Annotated in this window: 23 protein-coding genes; 11 read left to right on the forward strand and 12 right to left on the reverse strand. The window is 57.9% G+C overall.

What is annotated here, in order from left to right; translation table 11 throughout:
- Positions 1 to 95 precede the first annotated feature (95 nt).
- Complete coding sequence (locus PSR62_RS12370; RefSeq protein WP_274408044.1) at positions 96 to 482, forward strand: hypothetical protein; 387 nt, start codon at positions 96 to 98, stop codon at positions 480 to 482.
- Positions 483 to 672: 190 nt separating this feature from the next.
- Here PSR62_RS12370 and PSR62_RS12375 read toward each other — a convergent pair whose 3' ends face one another.
- Complete coding sequence (locus PSR62_RS12375; protein WP_274408046.1) at positions 673 to 2,796, reverse strand: adenylate/guanylate cyclase domain-containing protein; 2,124 nt, start codon at positions 2,794 to 2,796, stop codon at positions 673 to 675.
- Positions 2,797 to 3,075: 279 nt separating this feature from the next.
- On the reverse strand, positions 3,076 to 4,380 hold the full coding sequence (locus PSR62_RS12380) for an NAD(P)/FAD-dependent oxidoreductase (protein WP_274408048.1): 1,305 nt from the start codon (positions 4,378 to 4,380) through the stop codon (positions 3,076 to 3,078).
- Between the two features lie 239 nt (positions 4,381 to 4,619).
- On the opposite strand from PSR62_RS12380, the gene PSR62_RS12385 reads away from it, so the two are divergent.
- From PSR62_RS12385 to PSR62_RS12395, 3 genes are all read left to right on the forward strand, one after another.
- Positions 4,620 to 5,747: a fatty acid desaturase family protein gene (locus tag PSR62_RS12385; RefSeq protein WP_274408049.1), complete on the forward strand. Its 1,128-nt coding sequence runs from the start codon at positions 4,620 to 4,622 to the stop codon at positions 5,745 to 5,747.
- Positions 5,748 to 5,857: 110 nt separating this feature from the next.
- Complete coding sequence (locus tag PSR62_RS12390; protein WP_274408050.1) at positions 5,858 to 6,664, forward strand: aminotransferase class IV; 807 nt, start codon at positions 5,858 to 5,860, stop codon at positions 6,662 to 6,664.
- A 436-nt stretch (positions 6,665 to 7,100) separates the two neighbouring features.
- Positions 7,101 to 7,877 carry a LuxR C-terminal-related transcriptional regulator gene (locus tag PSR62_RS12395; RefSeq protein WP_274408051.1) on the forward strand — a complete coding sequence of 259 codons (777 nt, stop codon included), beginning with the start codon at positions 7,101 to 7,103 and terminating at the stop codon, positions 7,875 to 7,877.
- Between the two features lie 71 nt (positions 7,878 to 7,948).
- On the opposite strand, the gene PSR62_RS12400 is transcribed toward PSR62_RS12395, so the two are convergent.
- Positions 7,949 to 8,815 carry a GAF domain-containing protein gene (locus PSR62_RS12400; protein ID WP_274408052.1) on the reverse strand — a complete coding sequence of 289 codons (867 nt, stop codon included), beginning with the start codon at positions 8,813 to 8,815 and terminating at the stop codon, positions 7,949 to 7,951.
- Between the two features lie 343 nt (positions 8,816 to 9,158).
- Between PSR62_RS12400 and PSR62_RS12405 the strand changes: the two genes are divergently transcribed.
- The gene (locus tag PSR62_RS12405; protein WP_274408053.1) at positions 9,159 to 9,473 is read left to right on the forward strand and encodes a hypothetical protein; all 315 of its coding nucleotides are present in this window, start codon (positions 9,159 to 9,161) and stop codon (positions 9,471 to 9,473) included.
- A 182-nt stretch (positions 9,474 to 9,655) separates the two neighbouring features.
- Here PSR62_RS12405 and PSR62_RS12410 read toward each other — a convergent pair whose 3' ends face one another.
- From PSR62_RS12410 to rph, 4 genes are all read right to left on the reverse strand, one after another.
- On the reverse strand, positions 9,656 to 11,245 hold the full coding sequence (locus tag PSR62_RS12410) for a serine/threonine-protein kinase (RefSeq protein ID WP_443217395.1): 1,590 nt from the start codon (positions 11,243 to 11,245) through the stop codon (positions 9,656 to 9,658).
- Positions 11,242 to 12,162, reverse strand: a complete 921-nt coding sequence (larE, locus tag PSR62_RS12415; RefSeq protein WP_274408055.1) for an ATP-dependent sacrificial sulfur transferase LarE — start codon at positions 12,160 to 12,162, stop codon at positions 11,242 to 11,244. Before larE ends, PSR62_RS12410 begins: the two co-directional genes overlap by 4 nt.
- The gene (locus PSR62_RS12420; protein ID WP_274408057.1) at positions 12,159 to 13,217 is read right to left on the reverse strand and encodes a Gfo/Idh/MocA family protein; all 1,059 of its coding nucleotides are present in this window, start codon (positions 13,215 to 13,217) and stop codon (positions 12,159 to 12,161) included. The genes larE and PSR62_RS12420 overlap by 4 nt, the downstream gene beginning before the upstream one ends.
- A 306-nt stretch (positions 13,218 to 13,523) precedes the next feature.
- Entirely contained in the window at positions 13,524 to 14,264 is a 741-nt protein-coding gene (gene rph, locus PSR62_RS12425; protein ID WP_274408059.1) for a ribonuclease PH, read from the reverse strand.
- 574 nt (positions 14,265 to 14,838) lie between these two features.
- Between rph and PSR62_RS12430 the strand changes: the two genes are divergently transcribed.
- Entirely contained in the window at positions 14,839 to 15,732 is an 894-nt protein-coding gene (locus PSR62_RS12430) for a peptidase C39 (RefSeq protein WP_274408061.1), read from the forward strand.
- 48 nt (positions 15,733 to 15,780) lie between these two features.
- Here PSR62_RS12430 and PSR62_RS12435 read toward each other — a convergent pair whose 3' ends face one another.
- On the reverse strand, positions 15,781 to 16,626 hold the full coding sequence (locus tag PSR62_RS12435) for a carbon-nitrogen hydrolase family protein (RefSeq protein ID WP_274408062.1): 846 nt from the start codon (positions 16,624 to 16,626) through the stop codon (positions 15,781 to 15,783).
- Positions 16,627 to 16,790: 164 nt separating this feature from the next.
- Between PSR62_RS12435 and sthA the strand changes: the two genes are divergently transcribed.
- Both sthA and PSR62_RS12445 read left to right on the forward strand, forming a co-directional pair.
- Positions 16,791 to 18,284: a Si-specific NAD(P)(+) transhydrogenase gene (gene sthA / locus PSR62_RS12440; RefSeq protein WP_274408063.1), complete on the forward strand. Its 1,494-nt coding sequence runs from the start codon at positions 16,791 to 16,793 to the stop codon at positions 18,282 to 18,284.
- 2 nt (positions 18,285 to 18,286) lie between these two features.
- The gene (locus tag PSR62_RS12445) at positions 18,287 to 18,583 is read left to right on the forward strand and encodes a DUF202 domain-containing protein (protein ID WP_274408065.1); all 297 of its coding nucleotides are present in this window, start codon (positions 18,287 to 18,289) and stop codon (positions 18,581 to 18,583) included.
- 54 nt (positions 18,584 to 18,637) lie between these two features.
- Here the strand turns inward: PSR62_RS12445 and PSR62_RS12450 are convergent, their stop codons facing one another.
- Entirely contained in the window at positions 18,638 to 19,270 is a 633-nt protein-coding gene (locus PSR62_RS12450; protein ID WP_274408066.1) for a zinc-ribbon domain-containing protein, read from the reverse strand.
- A gap of 170 nt (positions 19,271 to 19,440) precedes the next feature.
- Between PSR62_RS12450 and PSR62_RS12455 the strand changes: the two genes are divergently transcribed.
- The 3 genes from PSR62_RS12455 to csrA all read left to right on the forward strand — a co-directional run bounded on the left by PSR62_RS12455 (position 19,441) and on the right by csrA (position 22,773).
- The gene (locus PSR62_RS12455; RefSeq protein ID WP_274408067.1) at positions 19,441 to 21,396 is read left to right on the forward strand and encodes a flagellin N-terminal helical domain-containing protein; all 1,956 of its coding nucleotides are present in this window, start codon (positions 19,441 to 19,443) and stop codon (positions 21,394 to 21,396) included.
- Positions 21,397 to 21,608: 212 nt separating this feature from the next.
- Positions 21,609 to 22,073, forward strand: a complete 465-nt coding sequence (gene fliW / locus PSR62_RS12460) for a flagellar assembly protein FliW (protein WP_274408068.1) — start codon at positions 21,609 to 21,611, stop codon at positions 22,071 to 22,073.
- Between the two features lie 475 nt (positions 22,074 to 22,548).
- Complete coding sequence (gene csrA, locus PSR62_RS12465) at positions 22,549 to 22,773, forward strand: carbon storage regulator CsrA (protein WP_007325270.1); 225 nt, start codon at positions 22,549 to 22,551, stop codon at positions 22,771 to 22,773.
- A gap of 55 nt (positions 22,774 to 22,828) precedes the next feature.
- On the opposite strand, the gene PSR62_RS12470 is transcribed toward csrA, so the two are convergent.
- From PSR62_RS12470 to PSR62_RS12480, 3 genes are read right to left on the reverse strand one after another with little or no spacing between them, the layout of a single operon-like run.
- Positions 22,829 to 23,335, reverse strand: a complete 507-nt coding sequence (locus tag PSR62_RS12470; protein WP_274408069.1) for a molybdenum cofactor biosynthesis protein MoaE — start codon at positions 23,333 to 23,335, stop codon at positions 22,829 to 22,831.
- Between the two features lie 3 nt (positions 23,336 to 23,338).
- A complete protein-coding gene (locus PSR62_RS12475; RefSeq protein WP_274408071.1) occupies positions 23,339 to 23,599 on the reverse strand; it encodes a MoaD/ThiS family protein in 261 nt (86 codons plus the stop codon).
- Positions 23,596 to 26,811 carry an FAD-binding and (Fe-S)-binding domain-containing protein gene (locus PSR62_RS12480; RefSeq protein WP_274408072.1) on the reverse strand — a complete coding sequence of 1,072 codons (3,216 nt, stop codon included), beginning with the start codon at positions 26,809 to 26,811 and terminating at the stop codon, positions 23,596 to 23,598. The genes PSR62_RS12475 and PSR62_RS12480 overlap by 4 nt, the downstream gene beginning before the upstream one ends.
- Positions 26,812 to 26,833 lie beyond the last annotated feature (22 nt).

Here is a 26,833-nt window from a genome sequence, read left to right on the forward strand (position 1 = left end):
TATGTCAGTTATTGCCTTTGAAGCATTGACAGTAACAGCGTTTTTTATAACGTGTGGCGAAATAGAGTTTTCGAAACACACTTATGGAGTTAAACGTGGCCAAAAAATCTGGTGGACCCAACAAGTCGCAATCGATTCGTGATTACTACGCAGCCAACCCCGACGCCAAGCCAATGGAAGTTGCAGCGGAACTGAGCAAGAAGGGAATCGTTGTCACGCCTGCTTTCGTTAGCACAGTGAAGTCCACCACGATGGGCAAATCCGCGAAAAAGTCCGCTCGCAAGTCGGCGAAGAAGCCGGCCGTCAGCGCGAAGAAGAGCACCGGTGCAAAACGCGGCCGACCAGTCGGTAGCACCAACAAAGCGACCAGCAATGAAGTTTCGCTGGATTCCTTGATCCAAGTGAAGAAGATTGTGGAAGAAATGGGCAGCGTGCAGGATGCCAAGAACGCCCTGACCGCACTTGAAAAATTGATGGGCTGAGACTCGCTGAATTGAGTCCCCCGATTGCACGGTCCGAATACACGGATTGCATTGGCAGCGAACCAGTTTGATTGGTTCGCTGTTTTTTTATGCGCGATCGCTGGCACCTCCCGGAGTCTTTCCAGGACCGATTGCAACTGTGGGAATCCAAGAGCAACTGTGGGAGTCCAAGACGATTCCGGCGGACTCACTATTTCGGGAAGTCGAGGATGCCTTCCCAGCCTGCTGGGGCGATCCGGTGGTGTTGGAGAATCAAGCGAAGTAGAACGTCTTTGGGCCGGTCCCAAGCGGGAAGTTCCAGGAGGCGTTGGTAGGCCGAGTCCCAGTCCCCGCTGGCAAATTCGTCCCAGCCCTTTTCATAAGCTTCGATCTGGGAGTCGGTTAAATTTTGATGCTGGCCGCTGGGGACGACCAACTGATAGACGTCGACCGGAGTCTTCATTCCTGCGACTCGGACCCGTCCTAATTTGCGTCGTCGGAACCTCTGGCTGTCTTCGGAAGTGGAGGTCATGTCGAGCCATGCCTGCAGCGCGTTGGCGGACACATCGTCCATCAGGACTTCGACCCCGAAGTGTTTCGTCAGGCCTTCCAACCGACTGGCCAGGTTCACGACCGGTCCAAAGGCGGTGACTTTGACTTGGTCGACCGTTCCGATTCGCCCCGCGACGGCTGACCCCGAGGCGATGCCAATGCCGCACCGAAATTCGGTCTGCCCGGTGGCGTAGTCCATCCGGATCCCTGCTGCGGCACGTGCGGCAGCAAGCACACTGGCAACCAGATGGGCGGAGACGGTGAGGTCTTGATGCGGTTCGGGCAACTGCAACTCAAGCGGCCAGCCCCAGAATCCCATCGCGGCATCACCATGGAAGTCACCGATCACACCCCCGGTGTCGAGGATGTGCCGGGTCATCACACCGAGCGCCGCGCTGACCTGCTCGAGCAACAAGAGCAATTGATCGCTCTGCATTTCCGAGGTTCGTGAAAAACCTCGAAGGTCACAGAACATCACGGAGAGTTCGCATTGTCGGGGTTGCAGCCAGCTCTGTGGGTCCTGTCCTGAGAGCGCGTCCAACACCACGGGGGCAAAGAAGCGACGCATCGCCAAGTGGCGTTGTTGGAAGTGGGAGGTTTGCCGAATTCCTGAGATCAACGATCCAACGACTTCGGCAAACTTGACGTCATCGCCCAATCGATCCGCCAGGGTTGCCGAGTCGTCCGCGAGTTCTTTCCAGTTGGATCCGAGTGCACGCGACCCCGCCACATAGATGGCCCATCCGGCACAAGCTTCACTGCTCAGTGGCACGCAGAAAGCCCAGTCCACATTTTCGGCGGCGGTGAATTCCACGCCGCCGCTGCGTTCGGTTTCCCAAAGATGCAGGACACTTTCTCGGCGCTGCAGCGCGGTGGTGACCAAGCGAGAGCTGACCGCATGTTGTTGCAGATCATTCTCTCGGCAATCGTAATGCAACACCTTCATGTCGGACGGTTTCGCCGCCGAGGTTCCCGTGGGGTTGGCAAGCGGTTCGTCGGTTCCACTTCGATCAGGCACCTGGGCACGGACGATCGCGACTGCCGAAGCAGAGGGAGTCGCTCGCAACAAAGTGTCCGAAACTCGCACCAGGAGTTCCTCGTCATCGACGCTGCCGGCAACGATGTCGGGAAGGCGAGCTAACAATTGAATGCGTCGCCGGGTGTCGCGGAAGTCTCGTTCACGCAGAGCGGATGCGGCGAAGGCCATTTCGGTGACACCTTCTGCCCTGCTGTTCATGTCCGCGCGCTGTGCCTGCGGGAGGGGCCCTGGGCGCGGCGTGGACGAATCAACCGCCCGCTCTTGGATGGATTGGTCGCGGGGGGCTTGGTCGACTTGATCGGTGAATCCAGGGCGACGAGCAAGTGTGAAGGTGGTTTCGCCGATCACGAAGTGCTCCCCCGGAACGACCACGAACCGGTCTCGTGGACGCCCTCGAAAAAAGACGGGGTTGCGCGCCCGCGCGTCCCGGTGAACTTGGACGCGATCGTTGCTCAGCACGGTCAAGATCGCGTGACAGCGCGAGATCGATGGGTCCCAGGGGACTTGCCAGTGGATGGTTCGGGTTCGACGTCGATCACGCTGGGGAAGGTGTTCGCGTTCGGACGAATCGGGATTCGCCGTGTCGGTGTCCGATGCACCGCCAGCGGAAGGCTGGATCACCATTGGTTCCGGAGTGCCGGATGATTGTCGCCCCAGCAGGACTTCGGCGCCGGCAATCAGATCGGGAAGGCCTTTCCGCCATCGGAATCCATCCCCGGGACCTTGAGCGATCAAATCAGGCATGTTTCGAAGGCTTCCGTGAATGAACCATGAGGCGGGTTGGTAACGCGACCGATCGTTTCAATGCTCCGCAGAGTACCCGGCCCCGCAGGGTACCCGATTGAAGCGTGTTTGGCGGAACTTGGATCGAATCGGTCTTGTACGCCGCTTTGCATTGAGCGGACGCGAATTGTCGTTGTTGGCGATGTGAAAGGGGACTCGTCGTGTTCGGCACGGTGTTTGATTCTGGGCATGCGACGTTCGCGTCGATGGGGCGGGTGCAACAGGAATGAAAGGGTGGCGTTAGGCGTCGTCCCATTGTGCGGCGGCCCTTCCCGCGGCGCGGCCGGTGCTGAACGCTGCTTGGAAGTTGTAGCCACCGATCCACCCATCGACGTCCAGGATTTCTCCGGCGATGTACAGTCCCTTCGCCAGTCGGCTTTGCATCGTCCGCGGATCGACTTCACTGAGTTGAACGCCGCCGGCGGTGACTTCCGCTTTGGCAAACCCGCGCGTTCCATTGACGGGAAGGTGCCAGCGTTTGAGTTTTTCGACCATGAGGTTGCATTCTTTGCTGGGCAGTTCCGCCAGTTTGCACTGGGCGTTCGTCGGATGGCTCTGTTCGCAAATGGCAACCGCCAATCGAGATGGCACCCATTGCTGGAGGATGGTCGCAACGGTTCGCTTTCCCGCATCGCCTGATCGCTTGCTCAGGATCTCGCGAATTTCGGCTTCGCTGGTTTGAGGCGTGAGGTCCAAACGCATCGTGGAGTCTTGAATGCGGTCGTAGGCGGTCATGACTCCACTGACATCCATCGCGGCGGGGCCTGAGAATCCAAAGTGGGTGAACAGCCAGGAGGATCGGCGTTCCAGTTTGGGTTTCTTGCCCGATCGGTGGTCAGGGGTGAAGACCGAGACGTTGACGTCTGGCAGGGTGAGGCCGGAGAGTGCGTGCGTCGCGTCGTTGCCGCCAACAAGAGGAACCAATGCCGGGCGTGGAGACACGATGGTGTGCCCCAGGGCTCGCAACCAGTCGTAACCATCGCCTGTGGTACCGCAGCCGGGCCAGCTCTTGCCCCCGGAAGTCACGATGACACGGTCGGCCAGCAATTCTTGAGCGTTCCCATCCGATTCGGTGGCAACGCACCATTGGTTTTGGTCTCCCGAAGGCGGCTGGATTCTTTGAACGGAGCAGCGGAGTTCCAATCGGACGCCTGCGTCCAGCATGGAGCGATGCAGCGCGTCCCGAACGTCCACGGCTCGGTTGCTGACCGGAAAGATTTTGCCGGTCTCTTCGCGTTTGGTGGCCACACCGAGAGCGTGAAACATCTCGATCACATCGGCGGGGGAAAACTTGCCTATGCTCGGTTGCAAAAAACGCTTCGCGTGCCCGAAGGCTTGGGTGATTCCTTTGGCGTCTGTGTCGTGCGTGATGTTGCAGCGAGTGCCGCCTGACATCAGGATTTTGACGCCTGTTTTGGTGTTCTTTTCCAGGACGGTGACGCGAGCACCCGAGCGGGCTGCTTCCGCTGCCGCCATCATCCCCGCGGCTCCGGCACCCACAACGACAACGTGGGGCTCGGTCGATTGGTTGGCCGCTGGTGTCAAAGTTCTCGGGTCCTGTAGGTTCCGGCGAGGCCGAAGCGATCCGGCGGAGAGGATGGGGGCGGGTCCAGGCGGTCTGATTCAGTCCTCACCGCGTCTGCGTGAGAGACATTGTGTCGCGGCCCCTGCCATTCGGTGGGGTCGAACAGCAAATCTGAATTGCATTCTGTCGCTTGATTAACTAATTCTGATCTTACCTTACAAGCGATGACTCGTTCACACCCTCAATTTCCCAAAGTGAAATGAGCAGTTCCAGCCCAGACGCCTCTTGCAACGCATTCCGTTTTTCAGAGGCTCGCGCTCTCATCGGAGATTTGCAGCGCCCCAATCAAGCCATCTACTGGGTGGACTTTTTATGCTCGATTTTGGTGGGCCACGTGTTCTTGCACGGCATCTTTTTGTTGCCGTGGTTTTATGGATTCACGCCGCAGGTCTGGGCGGGGATGGGTGTCTGTTATGTGCTGACTCTGATTCTTTACATGCGGGCACTGATGTTCATTCACGAACTGGTGCACTTGCCAGAGAAAGGCTTCACCGCGTTTCGGGTCGCCTGGAATGCTCTGTGTGGGATCTTTTTCTTTGTGCCTTCGTTTCTCTATTATCCGCACGTCGACCACCACCGGCGGAAGCACTACGGGACGGAGCATGATGGGGAGTACTTGCCATTGAGCAACCGTGGGCCCTGGCTGATTGCTGTTTTCATTGGGCAAGCTCTGATTTTGCCGCTGTTGGCGATCTTTCGTTTCGCGGTGATCAGCCCGTTGTGTTGGGTCGTGCCTCGCTTGCGGCCGATCGTTCACAGGCATCTTTCGACGATGGTCGTCGATCCATTCTATGAGCGGCCCGATGCTTCGCCCAAAGTGATGCGAATCGTGTTGCTGCAGGAAGCTCTGTGCTTTGCCTGGTGCGTTTGGTTTTTGATTCGTGGTGGCATTCTTCGCGATCAATGGCTGGATCCGTTCTGGTTGATTGCCTATGCCGTGGGAGTTGGCATCTTGGTGCTCAACGAAGTCCGCACGCTCGGTGCTCATCGGTGGACCAATGATGGCGGCGAAATGAGTTTTTCAGAGCAGTTGCTGGATTCGGTGAACTACCCCAAGCACGCCTGGGCCAGCGAATTGTGGGGGCCGATCGGCACCCGCTATCACGCTCTGCATCACTTGTTCCCAAGACTTCCGTATCACAACCTCGGCAAGGCGCACCGCCGGCTCACGGAAGGTTTGCCAGCGGATTCGATCTATCACCAAACTTCCGCAGAATCGCTGGTCTCTGAAATTGCGGCACTTTGGGCGCGGGCGAGAGAAGCCCGAGGACGCAAGGCGGTTTCGGCGGACGCGTCCGAGTCCACCAATGTGGTTGCGTCGACTTGAACGCGGGGCCAAGTGTCGCTGGGACGCAGGAGCTGTTTTCGGGGCACCAAGCCTACTTTTGCTGTCCAGCCCGAGATGTCTGCGGTTGGCGGTCGTTCCATGAGATCTCGTTGCCCATCGACGATCTCGGCTTTCGTCAGGGAGTGACGGCGGTTGAACGATTGCGGACTTATAGCGGAGTGGTTTTCTGTCCTGAGTTGCATCTGGAACGTCTGGCCGAGACGCTCCGTCTGATCAAGATCGCAGGGGGACCGTCCACGGAACGACTCCGGGAACTGATCGCGGAATGTCTGCGGCACAATGCAGGCCTGGTTCAGCAGATGGATGTGGGAATGACCATCTGGGTGACCGGTGGATCTCCCCCGTCGGGACCCACTTGGGCGGTCCATCTCAATCCGATCGATCACCGTGCGGTCGTGGATCGCCAACGTCATGGCCAGCCCGTGGTCATCACGGATGTGGTTCAGCCGCCCCACGAGTCCTGGCCTCGGCAGGCAAAAGTACGGAATCGTCTGCACTACTACTTGGCTGACATGCAAGCAAAGCAGCAGAATCCGGCGGCAACTGGGCTGCTGTTGGACGCCGATGGCAGTGTGACTGAGTCGAATGTGGCGAATGTAGCGATTGTGAAAGACGGACAGTTGGTCTTCCCACCACAAAAATCTGTGCTCAAAGGGGTGACAATGCATTTTCTCCGGCAGCAGGTGGCTGGGCTAGGGATCACCTGCAGGGAGGCTCCTTTGATGCCTTGGGACCTCAACCAGGCGGACGAAGTGCTCCTGCTGGGGACCGATACCGGCGTCTGGTTTGCCAGTACTGTCAATTACGGGGGGGCTGTCTTTCAAAGAGGGTGTGTGTGTTCGCAATTGCAGGCCTGCTTTCCAACCCCCTCGAGCGGTAAGGGGCAGCCTGGCTGATCGTTTGTTTAGGTGCCCTGGGGGGAATATCGGGCTTGTCATTTGTTCCTTCATTGCGCATATTCACATATCCGATGCACGTAATGTTCGCATATGCGAATCAAAGTTTGGCTTGGCACCGCTTGCCCCGCGATGTCGAGTCTCTTTGAAAGGTGGTTCTGTGGGGACTGCATTGTGCCCCATTGGCAGTCTCCACAGGCCACCACTCTTTTTGTCGGTTCAAAACGACGACACGAGAGCTCATTGATTCGACGGGTGTCTTCAAACTGAATGTCTTGAAACTCTGACCGCATCAGCCCAGCCGCCGCACGGCCTTTCAGAGGTGTTCTGAGCTAGCTATCTTGGGGAGTCACCAGATGGTGACCGGCTTGAGTGAATCTGAACTGATTGGATTCTGCCGCGGTGTTTTTATCCCCGCAGGGGGGTGAGGCTTGGCATGGTCCAGCAACTAGTCACCGCTATGCATCGCATCGCATACCGTCGCCCGATTGCCGAGGATCGGCTGGGGGTGGATCGATGGTTGAGCACTCAGTTCAGTACATGTTCGAGTGTGGGATTGTTGGGCGGCGACTCGGCTCACTCCGCAGCTGACTGGGCGGAGGTTCCACTGCAGTCATTTCGTGTTTCGCTCACGGAATTGCGCTTTGAGTCCGGGGTTTTGATACTTGATCAAGCGAGCCGGTTGATCGTCTGGAATCAGACGCTCGAAGATTTGTTTGTCGAGGGTGAGTTCCGTGCCATGGAGTTCTTGCCTGACAGTCTTCCCGTGGCGATCGTTCAGATGTTGGGGCTTGGAAGTGAGCTGATTTCGTCGGGAGCGACCGACTTGGACTACTCCTTCCAAGCAGAAGATGATCGCGACCGCATTTGCCTTTGGGATGTGTCCGGCATTCGCCACGACGTCCATTTGGGGGCCGGTGCGATCAGTGCGATGTTGATCCGGCCCGTGGCGTTGTTGAAGACCGACGCAGCGGAGGAGGGGCCCTCATTGAGTGAATCGCTGTTGGTGTTTCAACAATTTGACTCCGTCGATCGGCAGATTTGCGAGGCCATCGCGATGGGGGACACAACCAGCGAAATTGCCACCGTGGTCGGTTTGACACGTCGCTCCGTCGAGGTCAGGCGAGCCAAGATTCTGGAGCGTCTTCAGTTCACCCGTCCGGTTGAGATTGTTCGTTTGGTGGTCCGGTTGGAAGAAAACGGTTTGCTATAGGGACCGAGTTCTTTTGCGGGCATGCCAATCTGGTGCGGCAGAGGTTCTGAGTCCGAACCCGAGTCGAAGCTTCACTCGATCTTGGCGGTCTCAGCAACCTTGAGATTGAACCCCTCGCAGTCGGATGCGATTCCGCAAATTGCCAAGCGATCCTGAATCGAACGCCCACGTTGGATCACCGAAGACATTTCATGGTCTTCCAGCAAAACTTGGAATTGGTCGGCGGCGATGTGCCCGATCAAATGGTCGGAGCCGAACTCGTCCTTGAGGGCCGCGACCACCTGAGACAAATCTGTCTCAGCGGTGAGTTGGATGTCCACGTGCAGAACATTGGATGGGCGTCCCAGGCGATTGGCACGTTCGCGTTCTCTTTGGATCAGGCGACTCCAGCCTTCTCGATTGAAATAGGTGGTGGTTGGATCCACCATTTGATGCAGGGATGTGCGATCACTTTTGCGTTGCAACGCTTGCAGCTGCAATTCCATCGAAAGGAAGCCGCCGAGCAGGCGGGCGAGCAACTGAATCAGCGGCAGATGGGCTTCAAATTCCTCGGGCTGAATTTCCGGGTCGATGCCACACAGGGTGCCAAAGAGTTCACCGTCGCGATCCAGGATCGGAACGCCGGCATAGGATCCAATGCGAAGTTTCTTTGAGATCGTGGATCCAGCAAATTGCGGGATCTGCTGGGCTTGTCGAGCGATCTGAGGTGCGGTTCCCTCGATCATGTGCTGGCAAAAAGAATCGGACCACTGAATCATGTCGCCGGAATCCACGGCATACACGTGATTCGGATCCGCGCGATCAAGCACGATCCAGGCCTCGTCTTCGGTGCGAGTGATCATCCACAAGGCCAACCCCGTGGTTGACTGCAGATGTTCTAAAACCACGCGACTGGCTTCGCGAAAGTCCAGCGTCGGGGACAGCATTTCAAGGATCATGGCAAATCATTTGCAACATGGATGACGGGTGGAGACGGACAACCGCAACCAACCCAGGTTCTTCACCACCACGCAATTGTGGCAGAGAGCCCGGTCATGATACTCCCTGAACGATCGTGGGAAGGATCCCAATGTAGTGAGAAAAATGCACTCTCCTGCCAGGGGTGCAAAAGGGGCCAGAAAATCCAGCAATCAACAAAATGGGGATTTCTGAGGGGCCCTGATTCTGTAAAGTCGCCAGGTTCGTTATCTTACCACCATGCCTGCGGACCCCAAGCTCGATACGAACGAATGCCGAACTGCCATTGAGCAGCGTGATGCTGCGTCTTTGGCGGATTGCCTGATGGCTCACTCCTACGTGTTGATTCATCTTCGCGAAGAAGATCCGTCCGACGAGTTGGGGGCTCTGACGGCTGATTTAGAGGGGACGCCGTATCTGGTGGCGTTCACGGGGCAATCGCAAGCAGCGGAATTCGTGGAGCTGCGGGCCGATCTGTTCGGGGATGACGAAGTCGGCGGTTTCATCGTCGATGGCGAGACATTGTTGGATTACGTGGCGGATGGGCATGGCTTGCTGCTCAACGCGGACCTGAAATCCATGTGCCGGGTCGATGCCGAATTGATCTCCGATGTTCTGGACGAATTGAACCTGGACTAACGATTTTCGTTGCCAGGTATTTTCATCGCCAGCAAGCGATCGCTGGGAACCGCTTTGAAGCAGGTCGGCAGGAGTCTTTCGGCATTTGGACTGTTTCGGTAAGCGTGGTTGCTCCCACGGGCAACCGGGGATAACACCCAAACGGCTCACATGATGATGCCCGATCATTCCTGCCTACCTGCTTAGACGGGGCGACGAGGGCTGGGGCCGTCGATCACGGCGGGTTCATCGAGCCCCAATTCCAAACGCTCGGACAATGGGACGAGCGCCCGGAAGGTTTCCAGTGCTGCGGATTGATCGTTCTTCAATTCGTCGACCAGATTGCGAAGGTTGGTTTTGGTCAGATTGGCTTCGCGTCGCGCGCCAATTTCCATTTGGATTTGATATCGCATGACCAATGCCAGGGCACGGTACAGGCGGGACGTGTTGCCCGATTGTTCGACGCTCGCAAGTGTGTCGGAAGCTTCCCGCCAACGGTTCTCGTCCATCAGCAGGCGAGTCAGCTGAAGTGCTGCTTTGAGGTGATAGATTTCTTCTTTGGAATCAATGTCATCCTTGGGGAAGTACTCTGCCACCGCCTTCCAAGCGGGCACACTGTCCAGTGATATCGCTTGCCAGTACTGGTCCTGGATGGTGGACGCACGGGCGACCAAGGGGGCCCCAATGGATTGAGCGACCGAGGGAGCCTTGGTGAGATTGGAGATTCCCCATCCGGCCAGCGCGGCGAGGAGTGCCAATCCGATCACGCCGACCCAGCGGATGAAATCGTGGCGTCGGTCATCGGCAATCGCGTCGGTGACACGTTGCAGTTGAATGGTGGCGGAGGTGGATCCGAGGTAGTTGACCGCCGCGGAGGAGCGCCCGGATTCCAGGGATGAGGTGGACCCGGAACCGTTGCCTGCGGGGATCGCCTTGAGACTGGATTCGGACGGTGCCACGTTGGCCCGAATCACGTCCAACAATTCCATCGCGGAGGCAAAGCGTTCGTCCGGGGTTTTGCGAAGCAAACGCATGATCGTCGCGACCAACCACGGTGGAAGGTCAGCGGAGCCACGAGTGTGATCAAGCGGTTGAGGCATCTCATGGAGATGCTTGACGGCGAGCGCCAGCGGTTCTTCGGCATCAAATGGTGGTTGCCCGGCCAACAGGTGATACAACGTCACGCCGAGCGAATACAGATCGCTTCTGCCGTCGACTTTGTGCCCTTGGATTTGTTCGGGGCTCATGTAGCGAGGTGTCCCGAGTGTCAATCCAGCCCGGGTCAGATCCACCGCGCTGGCATCTGTGTTGGACAACACGCGGGCCAATCCAAAGTCAGTGACTTTGATCGCACCTTCGCCCGATCGCATGATGTTTTCGGGTTTGATATCGCGATGGGTGACTCCAGCCGAGTGAGCCACCACCAGGGCTTCCGTCACGCAGCGGAGAATCTCAATCCCTTCTTTCGCTGTGAACTGACCGGATTGTTGCAAGCACTGTTTCAGGTTGGAGCCATCGATCAGTTCTTGAGCGATGAAGTGCGTGCCTTGGTGATCGCCGATCTCATAGACCTGCACGATGCTGGGGTGATTCAAAGAAGCCGCGGCTTGTGCCTCGCGTTCAAAGCGTCTCAGGTCTTCTTGACTCGTTTGGGGTGTGCGACGCAGCACTTTCAAGGCCGCATCGCGGCGCAATTTCAAATGCTTGGCTGCATACACATCCGCCATGCCTCCGCTGCCCAAGCGGCGCAAGACTTGGTAGTCACCCACGCGACAGCCAACTAAATCGCTCACGAACGTGCCTTTGTGCTGTTTGAGAATGACTCGTCACTCACGGTGGAACGAGGCAAGGGGGAATCGGACGGGCGAAGGATTTGAGCGGGGGAAAGTTGCACCAAATCCGGTTCGGACAACCCACGGTTTTGGCTCCCGCTGGACAGGCCACCCAACTCCAAGGTGACGTATCGAAACCCCATTGTAATGAAAGATTCAACCAATTCTTGAGTTTGCGTCCAGTCAAGCACCTGGGGCAACTCTTGGCGGGGGACTTCAATTCGCGCCAATTCATCGGCGTGCAAACGCACACGGCAATCCGAAACACCGCGTTTGCGGAGCCATGCTTCGGCGGTTTCGATGCGTTTCAAACGCTCGGGCGTCACCTCCACTTGGTAGGCAATCCGGCTGGCCAGGCACGGCGAGGCGGGAAGAGCGGCGTTTTCGAGCCCGAAATGAACGGCCAGTTGCCGGACCTCAGCCTTGCCAAGCTTCAGATCTGCCAGCGGGGTTTGGACACGTGCTTGGGTTCCAGCGATGATGCCGGGCCGATGGTCGCCGAGGTCGTCGGCGTTGGTTCCTGACACGACGGTCGCGCCGCGATGATCCGCGATCGGAGTCAGGAATTCATACAGTGTTTGTTTGCAATAGAAGCACCGATCGGAATGATTGCGTCGGTAGTCCGCGCGGTCCGATTCATCGGTGGAAACCAGTTGATGCGGGATTCCAATCTGCGCGGCGATGCGGCGTGCCCAGTCGAGCTGCCACTCCGCCACGGCAGGGGATTCAGCCGTGACGGCGACGACCGCGTGATCCGTTTGATTCGCAGCGGCAGCCACGACGCTGCTGTCGACTCCCCCGGAAAACGCCACCACCAAATCGCCGATCGCGTTCAGATGAGCGATGAGTTGGTCGGCCAATCGTTGGACATCGCTCATCGACGAGGACTCGTCATTTGCATCTCGCAAATCGCCAACGCATCGGTCGCCAGTTGCGCGTCCAGTACCGGATGCATGGGACCGCCGGCAACCACCTGGGCGACCGCATCGATCTCACTGACGAAACCATCGATTGGATCTTGTTCACCCAGATCGGGCCGTTCCAAACGCCCGTCGTTGTGCATCACCGTCAAGGCAATCGTGTCGGTGGAATCATCGTTGTAGGCTGCGAATTCAAATCGGACGGTGGCCTGTTCGAATGACACCTCGTACCCGTGCGTGAATCCGCGAGCTGGCGAATCAATGACGCCACCGGCCAGGCTCACCACGGGGACCATGTCATCAGGACTGGCTGGTGATCCGTAATCCAGAACGGTTTCATATCGCTTTGGCACGCCTTGTTGTTTGTGGCTGACACAGTGGGCTGCGGTGGGCATGCCGAACAGCACGCGAGCCAAGTGGGCGTCGTGCACCTGCAGGTCAATCAGCGGCCCGCCGACACGCTCGGGATCGTAGAAGTCAGGGATCCAATCCGGCGGACTGATTGTTCGCGAGAATCGGCCGGTGATGGGGCGACCGTAACGGCCGTCGGATTGGGCTTCGACCAGGAAACGATAGGCTGGCATGAATGGCAGGATGTGCGCCACCATCAGTTGGCCGGGGGCCGCCGTGTCCAGCAAGGAGCGGGCGGCCTCCGCACTGAGTGCCAGTGGCTTTTCACACAGAACTTTTTTGCCCGACGCCAGGATTTGTTGGATCGCATCGACGTGCAAATGAGGTGGCAAGCACACATCGATCAGGTCGATCGAATCGTCCGCCAACAACCCGTCCAAGTTCTCGCTGACGTTCATCCCGGAGACATCGATTTGTTCGCCGGGGGGACCAAAGTTGCCCTGGATCCCTCGCCAATCGCCGCTGCGTTTCTTGGCATCGCGGCTGGCGAAGCCGACTAGTTCAGAGGTTTGGCTTCGTTGGTAAGCGAGCGTGTGAATCCAGCCCATGAATCCGACGCCCAAAATGGCGGCTCGCATGGGTTTGTTAGCGTTAGAAGACATTCACTGTCCTGGCAAAAGGAAGGATGATGGCACGCGATTGGATTGCCTTCGGCTGCAAGTGAATGGCGATCCTCTCGCTCACACCGCCGGTGATCAAAAGTCTCGGTGGCTGTGTTTCGGGGGGGATAGTGGTTTCGAGGTGAAAAGTGGTTTCGAGGTGAAGAAGGGGGCTCGAGTTGGACAACCGTTGCAAGTTGGGCAGCGGTTTTGAGTCGGACAACGGTTCTGAGTCAGACAAGGCAGCCGTCGCCCGGACGGAACGGCTGGATCCCATGATGACAGATGGCTCGTGTCCCTGCGTCGCAATCAGACGCTGCGAAGTTGAGCCGCCTGCAATTGGGTCAATTCGGCGATGCCAATTTTGCCCAACCGCAACAGTTCGGCCAGCTGAGCGTCATCAAATGTGGCTTCTTCGCCGGTGCCCTGCAACTCAATGAAACGGCCCGAACCGGTCATGATCACATTCATGTCCACATCGGCCGCGGAGTCCAGTTTGTAATCCAGGTCCAGGACCACGTCCTGGCCAATCACGCCCACACTGATTGCCGCAACGGAATCTCGAAGGACGGCGGCGGGATCCACGGCAGGGTCGAGTTCTGGATTGGATGCCAATTGAGACACCGCCAATGACAAGGCAATGTAACCGCCCGTGATCGACGCGGTGCGAGTGCCGCCATCGGCTTGCAACACATCGCAGTCAACGGTGATCGATCGTTCGCCCAACGCCTGGAGATCCACAATGGCTCGGAGGCTGCGGCCAATCAGACGCTGGATTTCGGTGGTCCGACCGTCCACTTTGCCGCTGCGGTCGCGACGTTTTCGCGGGCTCGTGCTGCCGGGCAGCATGTTGTATTCCGCCGTGACCCAACCTTTCCCTCGGCCTTCCATCCATGGTGGAACGTTCGTTTCAACCGAAGCGGTGCACAGCACGATCGTTTTGCCGCTTTTGTAGAGGACGCTGGCGGGGTTGGATTCCAAGTAGCCGCATTCGATTTCGACGGGGCGGATTTGATCATGAGGGCGAGCAAGATCGGCAGCAGAGTTCATGCGATGGGTGATGACGCGAGCAAACGGGTGGGGAAACGGGGAAGCCTATCTGACTTTCGCGCGAAGATGGATGGGCGTCTGTGAAAAGAAAACGCTGGCACACCAATTGCCAATGAATGCCGCTGGTTGGTGTGGGATGGATGGAGGCTCTCACCACGGGTTTTGAGGGCGTGCAGTTTTTAAGTGCCGTGCTCGTACTGTTTTGGGAACCCCGCCTGCTCCGAGGTCGTGCAGTTTTACTTCACCCTCCTTTTGGGAGGGTCGGACCGTTTCGGGCCGGGGAGGGTTACGCGCTGGATCCAATGCTGAACCCTCCCCTCGCTTCGCTCGACCCTCCCGGAGGGAGGGTGATGATAAACGCTTGGCAACACAGCACTTAAAAACGGCACGACCTCTTTTCCTGGGGGCAAGGGGCGTGAATGGAGGCGGTGTCAAACGTTCGAAACGCATTGGAAAGGGAAGGATTGATGAAGCTATCATGAAATTAGCGTTTGTATCGAATGCCATGGATTGCTAACGTTAATCCTGCCGAAAGTTGATTGAGTCCCCCTTGTCTGTTCACGGAGGTTCCTGCATGGACCTTGAATTCGCTCGCCCTGATCTCGAACTGGCCTTGGCGGTGGTCGTGGTGACGCTGATGACCTGGGGAGCTTACCGCTTGGGATGTCGCTCTCAATCTTCGTCCGAACGCTCGAATCGGTGGGTGTTTGTGGGGCTGATCGGAATTTCGCTTCTGTTCGCTTGGAGTTTCTTTGGCCGTCTGATTTGGGCCGAAGCCATCACGTCTTCGGCGGCCCTGTACTGGTCCAACGTGACTCCCGTTTTGCTGGCCTTTTCGGCGGGGCTGGCGGGACATGCGGTCGATTTGCGTCGTCAGTTTCGGCCGGCGGTCGCGGGAATCCTGATGACGTTGGCGGTTGCTTTTGTGATCACGCCGCTCGCTCGCCCGGTGCTGTTCCCGTTGGACTGGGATCAGCCTCGTGAGCCGCAATGGATGGCTCAGTGGCACGATGGGGTTTACATGCAGTCCAACTCAGCCAGCTGCGCGCCCGCCGCTGCGGTCACCTTGTTGGGAACATCGGGGATCTCGGCCAGTGAACGAGACCTCGCCTCGGCTTGTTTGAGCAGTTCGCTGGGAACCGCCCCGTTGGGACTTTACCGCGGGTTGTCGACGGTGGCTCGCGAGCACAATCTCAAGGCCAAGGTTGCAGCGCGAGATCCCGGCAAGTGGCATCAACGAGGCCAGTTGCCCAATGTGGCGTTGGTTCGGTTTGGATTGCGTGGTGACGACCCCCAGGACACCGGGTTTGTCGGCAACGTCACCGTCGGACATGTCGTGACGGTGCTTGGTCAAACCGATGGCGGACGCTGGCTGATCGGCGATCCCGCGGTGGGCAAGGTTTCCTGGAGTGATGAAGACCTTCGGAAACGGTTCACTGGCGAAGCCATTTACTTGTCTCGACCTTAGACACCACTGATGAGTGGTTGGTTTCACTGGCTGGGCGTGTTTCAACAGCTAGTTGGGAGGCGTGACAATCGGATCTGCCAGCCGCGAATACATTTCGGGACGACGATCGGCGAAGCGGTCGATGACATGTTTTCCAGGGGTTCGCTCGATTCGCTTGTTGCGGGCTTGTTCCAGGTCGACATCGACGATCAGTTCGGTTTCCTCGGCGCCCTTTGCCCGAGCCAATTCGACCCCATCGGGCCCACAGATGGAACTCATCCCGCAGTATTCAAATCCTCGCTCGGTTCCAATGCGATTGGCGGCGACGAAGAACAGGTGATTTTCCATGCTGCGAGCCGGCGGAACGATTTCGGCCGTTCGTGACGCCGCCACGGGCCAGTTGGTGCCGAGGGCGATGATGTCTGCACCAGCCAATCCCAGCGCCCGCATGGGTTCGGGAAACGAACTGTCGTAGCAGATCCCCAGCCCGACTTTGCAACCTGATTGGGTTGTCAAGATTTGGTCGCAGGCTTGGCCGCGATCGACGAACCGGTCCACCCCCAAGTGCGGCAGGTGAACTTTGTTGTAACGACCGAGCAGCCCTGATCCATCGATCATCAGCGCCGAGTTGTGCAGTTCGTCGCGATCTTTCCGAATCAACGTCCCGATTGTGATCGTTAATTGGTTGACTTGGCAGGCTTCGACAAGAGTCGTGACAGCGGCGGAGTCGATCGTGGGAGCGGCGTCCAGCGCTTCTTCACGACTTTCGTAGCCGTAACCGGTCAGCGTGCACTCGGGGAAAACCGCGAGTTGGACGCCTTGTTTGCCAAGGCGATCAATCTTTTGACAGACGTCGTCCACGTTTTGATCGACGGAAGCAAAATGGACACCGGTCTGGACGCAAGCAATCAACATCGTACAAACAAGACTTATTCGACGGGGTGACGGAATCTTTCGAACCATGATTCGAACAGAATTCGACGGTCCGTGGTACCCAATCACGTCGAGACACGAAGCGTTCGGTGAGGCGGCCGTCGCTCAATTGACTCGCAATTCATTGCATTTTCAGGGAACGAGGCATGTCATCAGCGACCGAATCCTCCTCGGCAAACGGGGCGGCGTCGCCCCCCGAAACGCCGAACGTCAATCTGCCCGCCCAAGAGACAAAGCCGGCCGCCAAGCCAGCTCGCGACAAATTTGATTTCGATTTATTCGTGATCGGCACCGGTCCGGGGGGGGAAGGTGCCGCGATGCAAGCCTCCAAGGGTGGTTTGCGGGTAGGCGTTGCCGAGCGATACCGGCAAATCGGCGGTGGTTGCACGCACTGGGGCACGATCCCCAGCAAAGCGTTGCGATACGCGGTGACGAGTACGATGAAGTCGTTGAAGAATCCCGTGATGCGAGAAATGGGATTCGCTGCCAGCCCCAGCATGGAACAGCTCAACCGCGGCACCCAGGCGATCATTGGCCGGCAAGTTTCCATGCGGCAATCGTTTTATGATCGCAATGCGGTCCCGATTTATCGTGGCCAAGCACGCTTTGTCGATGAGCACACCATCACCATCGACAATGGCGAGGTGATCACAGCCGGAGCGTTTGTGATCTCAACTGGATCACGGCCTTACCGCCCCAAAGGTGTCGATTTTTCGCATCCCAGAATCTTTGACAGCGACACGATTTTGGAAATGAAGGACAAGCCCGGTTCGATCACCGTTTATGGCGCTGGCGTGATCGGGACGGAATACGCCTCGATGTTTCGTAACTTGGGGATCAAGGTCAACTTGATCAACACCCGCGAAAAACTGCTGGAGTTTTTGGACGACGAGATCATCGATGCGTTGTCGTATCACCTGCGCGACCAGGGAGTCATCATTCGTCACAACGAAACGATGGAGAACATCGAGGGACTGGATGACGGCGTGATTTTGCGACTCAAAAGTGGCAAGGTTCTCAAAACCGACGTTTTCCTGTGGGCCAATGGTCGGCAGGGAAACACCGATGACCTGGGATTGAACAGCCTTCCGATTGAGGCCAACAGCCGCGGTCAAATTGTGGTCGACGAGCATTTCCAAACTTGTTTGCCGCACGTGTATGCGGTGGGGGATGTGATCGGAATTCCGTCGCTTGCCAGTGCGGCTTACACGCAGGGGCGGGCTGCGGGAATGCATCTGCTGGGTCGGGCTGACGGCAACCTGCGGCTCAATGACATTCCCACGGGAATTTACACGAGCCCTGAAATCAGCTCGGTTGGTGCGACCGAACGTGAGCTGACCGATCAGTGTGTGCCCTATGAAGTCGGCCAGGCTCAGTTCCGTTCCTTGGCTCGGGCTCAGATCACCGGGGAGACCACCGGGATGCTGAAGTTGTTGTTCCATCGGGAAACCAAAGAGATCCTGGGGGTGCATTGCTTTGGCGCCAACGCATCGGAGATCGTGCACATTGGTCAAGCGATCATGAATCAACCGGGGCGTCAGAACACGATCGATTACTTCATCGAGACCACGTTCAATTACCCGACCATGGCGGAGGCCTATCGGGTCGCGGCTCTGAACGGGATCAACCGGCTTTTTTGAGCATGAGCGAATCGGACATGGATCCCAACCCCGAACCGGTGGGCGACACGCTGGCCCGCAAACGCAATGACTTGGCGGTGATTCGCACGGATCTTGCCAACGAACGGACGTTGCTGGCGTACCTGCGAACGTCGTTGATGATGGTGGGAACGGGAGGAACGCTGATCAAGTTCTTCGGCGAATCGCCAGAGTTGTTGGTCGCCGGTTATGCCGCGATCGGGATCGGCGCGGTCGTGCTGTTGGCGGGGTGCATTCGGTTTTTGCAAACGATGCGGCGTGTGCGATTGGACCTGCAATGAGCCGACCCGTCTGAATCAGGGCCTCCGCTGGTTCCCGCGCTGCCGCGAGTGGGGTCAGACGCCGGCGTACAGCAAAGCGTCTTCGATCACGGCTTCGAATTCCGTGTCGGTTAGCTCCAGCAAATCCTTCATTCGGCCGAGTTGTCGAACCTTGGCGTCGGAGATGTTTTTTTCTCCGGAGGAGGCGGCCAAGAACATGGCTTGAATCGCCAGCAAACGTTGTTGCATGGTCCAGCGTTTGGAAACCGTCATGACGTAGTTCTGCGTTTCGATTCCCGAATGCATGGCGACGGAACACAGACGCCCTAATTCTTCTCGCTCGATCGGGTTGTTGAGGATCACGCGACTGATCCGCAGCAACGATTGAATTTCCGGTTCCGTGATCTCTTCGTCTTCGAGCGCCATCAACACGCAGGACCGGATCGCTTCATTGCGGAACTGATTTTCGCGGACCTTCTTGTGAGTGCGCTCATCGATGTGCAGCACGCTCAGGTCCCAAGGCGATTTGCAGTGGTCGCATTGAATGAACGGTTCGGGGGCACTGAGCGGAATGGTGGGGATGAAGTACAGCGTCAAAAAGGTTCGTTTGGATCGCAGGCGGTATCCCTGAATGGATTCGCAAGTCGGGCAGAAAAAATCGCCCCGTTCGAGGGTCCGAGTCAGTTGCATGGTGCTGATGAAAATCATGTTCTATCTCGCTGCGGAGTCCTCCTGGACCGTGCCTCGGTCAGGCTGGAACCAATCCCCAAGGGATTGATCTTCAGTCACGATGTCAATTGTGCCGATTACAACGATACCGAAAATGCTTGCATCGTGTTCTCGGACGGTGTTTTCGAACCATTTCGCATCGTTGAATCATGTCACTACTTCCCGTCGCAACGAACCGAACGAGCACTCCGCTGCAAAATCAGCGGTTGATGTACCAGCTCAACAGCGACCAATTGGCGATTCAGCGTCAGTATGACCAGTTGAGCACCGGGCGTCGTGTGCTGACGATCAGTGATGACCCTGCGGCGGCGGCCCGCTCGATCGGGCTGCAGCGTGAAGTTTCACGAACGGACCAGATGGTTCGGAACGCAGATGCCGCGGAGGCGTTTTACCAATCCGCCGATGTGACGTTGGACAAAGTCGATTCGGCCATCATTGAAGCGCGGGGGGCCGCTGTCGAAGCCGCCCAAAGCGTGCTGTCGGATGCCCAGCGAGAAGCTCTGGCGATGACGATCCGCCAGCAAATGGAGTCGGTCGTCAGCGCGGGCAATGGCATGTTCGCCGATCACCAACTGCTAGGCGGTGTGCTGCAAACCGATCTGGCGCTGGAGCACATCAGCGGAACGGTTCGGTTCAATGGCAATCAAGCGATCGGATTGACCAAGCTCGGCGATGGCACTCAGGCCGAATTCACTGTCAGCGCTGCGACCGCGATCGGAGTCGGCGAACCATTCATCGAGGGCGAATCGCTGGGGGCGGCACTGAATGCAGACACCCGGTTGATCGACATGAAACAAGGGGAAGGTGTCCAAGCGGGCGTCCTGACCGTTTCGGATGGCGACCATTTCGTGGAACTGGACCTGCGGCAGGCGGCGACGATTGGCGATGTGGCGGATGTCTTGCGAACCGTTGATTTGGACGGTCGATCGTTGTCCGTCACGCTGGGAGCCGATTCAATCACGGTCCAGTACGCCGACGGTTTGCCAGGAACGCTGGCGATCAAGGACGCGCCGGGCAGTCGGTTGGCGTCGGATCTGTTGATCTCCAATCCAGACGGATTTCGGCCTCCACCGTTGGTCGGAGACCGCTTGGCACCTCAGGTCACTTTGGCGACCTCGATTTCGGATTTGAACAACGGTGCGGGGTTGGATCTGACTGACGGGTTGGTCATTGATCGTGGCAACCAACGCTACGAAATTGATTTTTCGAATGCCGAGACCGTTGGCGACGTGATCATCGCGATCAATCGAAGCGATGCGGAAGTCAAAGCGGTTCTCAATGAAACGGCAGGCCGGATTGAACTGCACGCCTTGCGGTCTGGCGTGGACTACAGCGTTGGCGAAAACGGTGGTTCTGCGGCGACGGAACTGGGCATTCGCACAGCAGATGAAGACACTTTGGTCAGTGAATTGGCCCGAGAACGGGGATTGAACTACAACCCCGAAGGCCCCGATTTGGTGATCACTCGGCCGGATGGTGTGGAGCTGGAATTCGAGCTCGAAGATGCCGAAACCGTGGGCGAGATCATCGATCTGATTCGGAACCATCCCGACAATCAAGACCCCCAGCGAGTCTTGGTGTCGCTGAATGAAGTCGGCAATGGGTTGAGATTGACAGCGCCTCCGGGAGCCGATCCGATCCGGGTGACACAGCCTGGTTTGAGCGATGCCGGGACGTACCTGGGCTGGATTCCTGAGGACGCCACGGAAGGCGTTGGGGAATTGGACGGAAGTTTCGCGGTTTTGAACGGCAGCGATTACCAACCACGCGATGCCGGTGGCGCGATCGACACACTGTTGCGTCTCGAATCCGCCATCCGCGACGGGGATATCTCCGAAATCGGCCGTTTGCAGGCTCGTTTGGACGATGACCTGGACGCCAGCACGCGGACTCGTGGGCGGGTGGGAGTGTGGCACTCTTCCTTGCAGGACTCCCGAACGGCGGTGGAGAACGAAAACGTTCTCCTGCAGTCGCAGTTGTCCGACGCGATGGACGCTGACTTGGCATCGGTGATCAGTGAATTGCAGGCCCGTCAGGTTGCGTTGGAAGCCTCCATGCGTTTCGTCGGACAAACCTCGGGCATCACGGTCCTGAACTACCTTTGATCCACGGGGCCATTGGTCCGCTGGATCAACGGCGTCATCGTGTCAGGAGATTCCGATTGTGATGGCTGCAGCGAATTTTCGTCCTTTTTCGATTGTTCGGTGGACTGGCGGGATTCAATGGCCGATGAAAAGTAGCGACGGAGAACCCGAAGGAACCGTTTGGGACAGGACCGGTCCCGAACACAAAAACATTCGACGAGTGGAATCAAGTCATGCGGATCGACAGTCATCGCTTCGGCACGTTGGAACTCAACGCCGACCAGTTGTTTTTGTTCCCGCAGGGTCTGATTGGAATGGAATCGCTTCATCAGTGGGCGTTGATTCCTGACACGGACAACGCTTCGGTGGCCTGGCTGCAAAGTGCGGCCCGAGGTGATCGAGCACTGGCTGTGATCAGTCCACGAGCGTTCTTCCCGGACTATCGAGTCCACATCGGGCGGCGTGATCTGTCGAGCTTGCACCTGACGTCAGGCTCGGAAGTCTATGTGATGACCACCGTCGCCGGGCACGTTGGCAAGTTGACGACGAACCTGCGAGCACCTCTGATGCTGAACCTGGATCGTCGCTTGGGTTGCCAGGTGATCACCAACGACGATCGTCCCATGCGTCAGCCATTGCCGACCGTGGCATCCGAATCGGCCAAGCCATTGCCGACCTCACAGGTGCGTGCTGCCTGATTCGAGTCGACGAACCCAGACAAAACAAACGGAATGGCGAGCATTGGATGACAATGCTCGCCATTTTTCGTTGATGCGCGTGGGGAGGTGGGGTAGCGGCACCGGGTGGCTGGCAGCGATCCCCTGCCAGAAGAAGTGGTGGCGGGACCGTTCCTTCGCGAACCCGATCCAGTCAATCGGTGTCCGGCTTGCGGGATGGAGATGGGTGGGCGTTGCAAACGGGGTACCAAGTCGAATCGGCACGACCGGCACGTGCCGACCTTCTGACCGATGCGTGAACTATTCCATCCGGTGGGTCGATGAGTGGTGTACGCGAGGCGAAGCAACGGGTGTTGTTTCATCAGGTGAACCTCGTCCGAACATTGCGATGGAATGCAACAACTCTCGGCAATGGAATGCCGCCGTGAACACATTGAAATTCCTGACGAATTGATTCGAAAGCTCTCCCACTCCGACAACTTAAGCCGAGGACACCATGCTCGTCCTTTCCCGACACCGCGACGAAAGCATCATGATTGGTGACGATGTGGTCGTAACCATCGTTGATATTCGAGGCGACAAAGTGCGTCTGGGTATCGAAGCTCCCCAAGCGATACCGGTGCACCGCCAAGAGGTCTATGACGCGATTCAGCGAGAAAATCGCCGCGCGTCACAGACAGGTGCAGGAGCGACAAAAGACGTTCGTCCACCTCGTGACTGAACGCCGTCAGAAGTGATGTTTCGCGAAAGTGTCCGGTGGGCATTCTCGTGAAGCATCAATGAGTCCTTGGATCGTCCGTCGTGGGTGACGGATGGATCCAGTGGCACTCGCCAGATTCAAAGTGTTCTTGTTTCCAAATCGGAACGTCTTGTTTCAGCCGGTCCATGATGGCGGCAACCGCATCGAGTGAGGCGACTCGGTGAGCACTGCTGCATCCCACGATCACGCTGGCTTGTCCAATCGGGACAGTGCCCAGGCGATGCCAAATCACAACGCGATGCAAACCGAATTCTTGCACAGCGTTGGACGCCAATTCATTCAATTGCTTGACTGCCATTTCACGATGGGCCGTGTACGAAAGTTCTTTCGTGATGGTCTCGTGATCGCCCTGCTTCGTCTTGCGGCGCGTCACGCCATGAAACCAGAGGATCGCACCCGCGTCGGGGTGCGACAGCCAAGGTTCCTCGCCTGAAGTCGCTTGCACCATTGGTTCCAATGGTTCGTTCGTCAAGCGAATGTTGACGGCACCGAAACTCTCGTCAGTGATTGGCGTTTTCGACATCGATCAACCACCACTGACCGGCGGGATCAACGCGACCTCGGCGTCCGTTTCGATCACATGATCGGGCGAGACGTACGTTTGGTCGACGGCCAATCGAGACCGCTGAACCATCGCTGCCAATTCGGTGTGTTGTGCGGCCAGTTGCGTCATCAGTTCGTTGGCGGTGGGGCGTGCGTGCGTCTGCACCGTGACTCGATCGGCACCACCGGCCGATTCGCTGGCACCAGCAAAGAGCAACACGTCGATGGAACAGGGTGGGGTCATGCTGGGCTGTCTTCATTGAGGGGAGCTTTTCCACGCAGATTCAGTGCGGGCAGACGGCCATAGGAATGTGCCAGCAACTTCAGGGGGTGAATCGCTTCGTAGTCACCGCCATGTTCCATTTGCAATTTGCACGCACTGCATTCGGTGGTCGGGGCACTGGACGTTGCTTTGCGAACGGCGGAAACCATCGGCCAACCGATTCGTAAACTGTTGCGGTAATTCTTGCGCTGCAATCCCCACGTGCCGGCCATCCCGCTGCATCCCTTGGCGACGATGTCGACTTCCAATTGCGGAATCAGTTGCATCAGGTTGGCCGCTGCGGTGTCACTGTGCAGAACGCGGCTGTGACAGGGTTGGTGATACAGCATCCGGTGTTGAATGGGTTCAAACTCCAGCGTCAATCGGTTTTCTTGATGCAAGGACCACAAATAGTGACACGCCTCGAAGCTGTGCTCGGCAACCAAGTGAGCGTCTTCTGTATCGAGCAGGTTCGGGTACTCGTGTTTCAAGCAAAGTGCGGCGGCGGGTTCGGTTGCGAGCACGGTGTAGCCTTGCCGGACCGCGTCCGCCAACAAGCGAACATTGCGTTTGGCAACTCGGCGGGCACCCTTCAGATCGCCCGCCGTGATGCGTCCCATTCCGCTCAGACTTTGCCCGGTCGGCACATAGAACCCAATCCGATTGTGTTGCAGGATTTCCGCCAGAGCGCGACCGATCTCAGGATCGTGGTAATTGGCGAAATGATCGACGAAGTAAACCACTTTCAATCCGCCGGCGGGGGAGGCTCGGTGCCAACGTCGTCGCACTGCGTACCGGACGAAGGACTCACTGGCCAACAACGGGATTTCCCGAGAGGCGGACAGTCCCAGGGTGCGTTCTGCCAACCAGCGCAGGGAACGTCGCCGGAGCATCCAGTTCGAGAGCCAGGCCACGCGTGAACCGAGTGCGGCCAGCATGTCAATTCGGCCAATCAGCCAATCCGACAAAGTCAGCCCGTTGGTCGCAACGTACTGGGCTTTGATTTCACCGACCACCTTGGGAATGTTGACCGAAGCGGGGCATTCGACTCGGCAGGAGTGGCAATTGAAGCACAGGTCGGCGACGGCTTTGGCGCGTTCCCCGGTGAGTTCCGAAACCGGCAATTGACCACTCAAAACCCCACGCAACAGATTGGCTTTGGCGCGGGGGGACGCTTCTTCGATGGAGGTGATGCGGAACATCGGGCACTGACGTTCGTCCGAAGCGTCGGCGCGGCATCGCGCGCACCCGTTGCAGGCTCGTGTGGTGGTGGTGATCGGTGCTCCGCCCGGCCAATGCTGAAGCACTTCCAGTTGCGGGGCGGGTTGGTGCGGCATCAACGAAGAGACCCATTTGGCGGGCTCGGGTTCCGTCGAAGTCTCGTCCTCCGCGAATTCGTTTTCTGGCGTTGGTTGATCGGGATCAGCGACCTCTGTCGAAGGCGCCGACGCATCGTTTTCGCTGGCGGGATTCTCGGATGTCATCGTCAGCGACGACGGGATCACACTGCGACCCGAGGCGACGATTTCAATGGTTTGGTCGAGCGGGCGGAGGTTCTCATCGGGCTTTTGCAGCACCGCACCGAACAGCTTGCCTGGATTGAAACGGTGGTAGGGATCGAACAAGCGTTTGACTTGGCCCATCGCTTGCCAGAGTTCACCGGCTTGCTTGGGCATCAAGTAAGAACGACTCAGACCGGCGGCGTGTTCAACGCCGATCTGCCCGCCGCGATCCCAAACGACGCTTGCGATTTCTTCACTGAGTGGACGGATTTTTCGGCGGTCTTCGTCCTTCTGCAGATCCAACATCGGTCGCACGTGCAATTGACCGTGGCCGGCATGAGCGAAGATTGTGGCGGTGGTTTGATGGCGTTTGAGAACGTTTTGCACGGCCACGACCATTTCAGGCAGTTGTTCCGGTGGTGAGTGAATGTCCTCCACAAATGGTTGCGGCATCTGTGTGCCACGAACCCGGTATTGCCGTGGGATCACTCTTCGAAACAGCATCCAGTAAAGATCGCGAATCTCATCTCGGATGGTGTCCACCGATTCGAAGGCCGCGTCGTGGCCACTGGAAATGGACTGACGCAAAATGGCGAGTCGGTCGTAGAGGTCGCCCAAAGACTCGCCTTGGATTTCGACCAACATTGCCGCTTCGGCTTCACGCGGCACCACGTCGGTGAATCGTTTTTCGCCCTCGCGAGCAATTTGCAGCAACCGTCGGTCCATCACGTCGCAGGCGATGGGGCCGTGTTGCAGAGCGGCGACGGCGGCCCGGGTGGCGGAGTCGAGCCGATGGAAAAAGAACAGCACCACCCCACGATGCGCGGGGATCGCTTCGGTGCGCAGCGTGGCGTCGATCATCACGCCCAGTGTGCCTTGCGAGCCGCTGAAGAACTTTGCCAAGTCGACTCGATGATTGGCGTCGTAAAGATCGTCCAAGCGATAACCACCGCTGGCAGGCGACTGGATCACGTTGGCTTCGAGTTGGGAATGAAAGCGATTCCGGATCTCAACCAATCCTCGCGAAACGCGGTTCACGAACCCTGCTTCGCCAGCTTGATCCAAGAGCGAGACGTTGAGATCTTGGGGGGGATCGAGGTTGCCATTCTCGGGCTTCGCTTCGTCATCATCGATTGGCAAGGGGTCGTGTTGCGACAGTTCCACCAGACGACCATCCGCCGCAATCATGCGGAGTGATAGCACGGTGTTCCGGGCCGAACCGCTGCGCAGGTAGTGGCTGCCGGAGGCGTTGGTGGCAATCACGCCGCCCATGGTCGTGACCGAACGTGTGGCCGGATCCGGGCCAAACCAACGTCGATGCCCTTTCAGGAACCGGTTGACGCTCGCCAGTGTGGCACCGCTTTGGACGGTCACCTGCATCCCATCATCCGACGGAGAAATCCGCTTCATGTGGGCGGACATATCCACCACGATCCCCGGCCCGACTGATTCTCCAGAGACGCCGCTGCCGCTGCCCCGAGCGTGGATGGGCAAATCGTTTTCGCAGGCGTACTGGACCGTTGTGGAGACGTCGGCGGCGGACCGGGGCCGCACCACGGCCAGCGGGCGGATTTGATAAATGCTGGCGTCCGAGGCGTACAACTGAGTCGACACGGGATCGCACAAGACGTCTCCGGAAACCAATCCGCGGAGGTCATCGTGAAGTCGCTGGCTATCAATGTCTCTTTGCATTGTCCCATTACGACGCCCAGTG

It is taken from the genome of Rhodopirellula sp. P2, assembly GCF_028768465.1.
GTDB lineage: Bacteria > Planctomycetota > Planctomycetia > Pirellulales > Pirellulaceae > Rhodopirellula.

Bases quoted from the DNA above. Each gene is read 5' to 3' on its own strand.
- fliW (WP_274408068.1), top strand. From the start codon at position 21,609: ATGCGGATCGACAGTCATCGCTTCGGCACGTTGGAACTCAACGCCGAC.
- PSR62_RS12375 (WP_274408046.1), bottom strand. From the start codon at position 2,796: ATGCCTGATTTGATCGCTCAAGGTCCCGGGGATGGATTCCGATGGCGG.
- PSR62_RS12450 (WP_274408066.1), bottom strand. From the start codon at position 19,270: ATGATTTTCATCAGCACCATGCAACTGACTCGGACCCTCGAACGGGGC.
- rph (WP_274408059.1), bottom strand. From the start codon at position 14,264: ATGAACTCTGCTGCCGATCTTGCTCGCCCTCATGATCAAATCCGCCCC.
- PSR62_RS12400 (WP_274408052.1), bottom strand. From the start codon at position 8,815: ATGATCCTTGAAATGCTGTCCCCGACGCTGGACTTTCGCGAAGCCAGT.
- PSR62_RS12475 (WP_274408071.1), bottom strand. From the start codon at position 23,599: ATGACCCCACCCTGTTCCATCGACGTGTTGCTCTTTGCTGGTGCCAGC.
- PSR62_RS12420 (WP_274408057.1), bottom strand. From the start codon at position 13,217: ATGTCTTCTAACGCTAACAAACCCATGCGAGCCGCCATTTTGGGCGTC.
- PSR62_RS12445 (WP_274408065.1), top strand. From the start codon at position 18,287: ATGAGCGAATCGGACATGGATCCCAACCCCGAACCGGTGGGCGACACG.
- csrA (WP_007325270.1), top strand. From the start codon at position 22,549: ATGCTCGTCCTTTCCCGACACCGCGACGAAAGCATCATGATTGGTGAC.
- PSR62_RS12395 (WP_274408051.1), top strand. From the start codon at position 7,101: ATGGTCCAGCAACTAGTCACCGCTATGCATCGCATCGCATACCGTCGC.
- sthA (WP_274408063.1), top strand. From the start codon at position 16,791: ATGTCATCAGCGACCGAATCCTCCTCGGCAAACGGGGCGGCGTCGCCC.
- PSR62_RS12470 (WP_274408069.1), bottom strand. From the start codon at position 23,335: ATGTCGAAAACGCCAATCACTGACGAGAGTTTCGGTGCCGTCAACATT.
- PSR62_RS12455 (WP_274408067.1), top strand. From the start codon at position 19,441: ATGTCACTACTTCCCGTCGCAACGAACCGAACGAGCACTCCGCTGCAA.
- PSR62_RS12385 (WP_274408049.1), top strand. From the start codon at position 4,620: ATGAGCAGTTCCAGCCCAGACGCCTCTTGCAACGCATTCCGTTTTTCA.
- PSR62_RS12480 (WP_274408072.1), bottom strand. From the start codon at position 26,811: ATGCAAAGAGACATTGATAGCCAGCGACTTCACGATGACCTCCGCGGA.
- PSR62_RS12405 (WP_274408053.1), top strand. From the start codon at position 9,159: ATGGCTCACTCCTACGTGTTGATTCATCTTCGCGAAGAAGATCCGTCC.
- PSR62_RS12435 (WP_274408062.1), bottom strand. From the start codon at position 16,626: ATGTTGATTGCTTGCGTCCAGACCGGTGTCCATTTTGCTTCCGTCGAT.
- larE (WP_274408055.1), bottom strand. From the start codon at position 12,162: ATGAGCGATGTCCAACGATTGGCCGACCAACTCATCGCTCATCTGAAC.
- PSR62_RS12430 (WP_274408061.1), top strand. From the start codon at position 14,839: ATGGACCTTGAATTCGCTCGCCCTGATCTCGAACTGGCCTTGGCGGTG.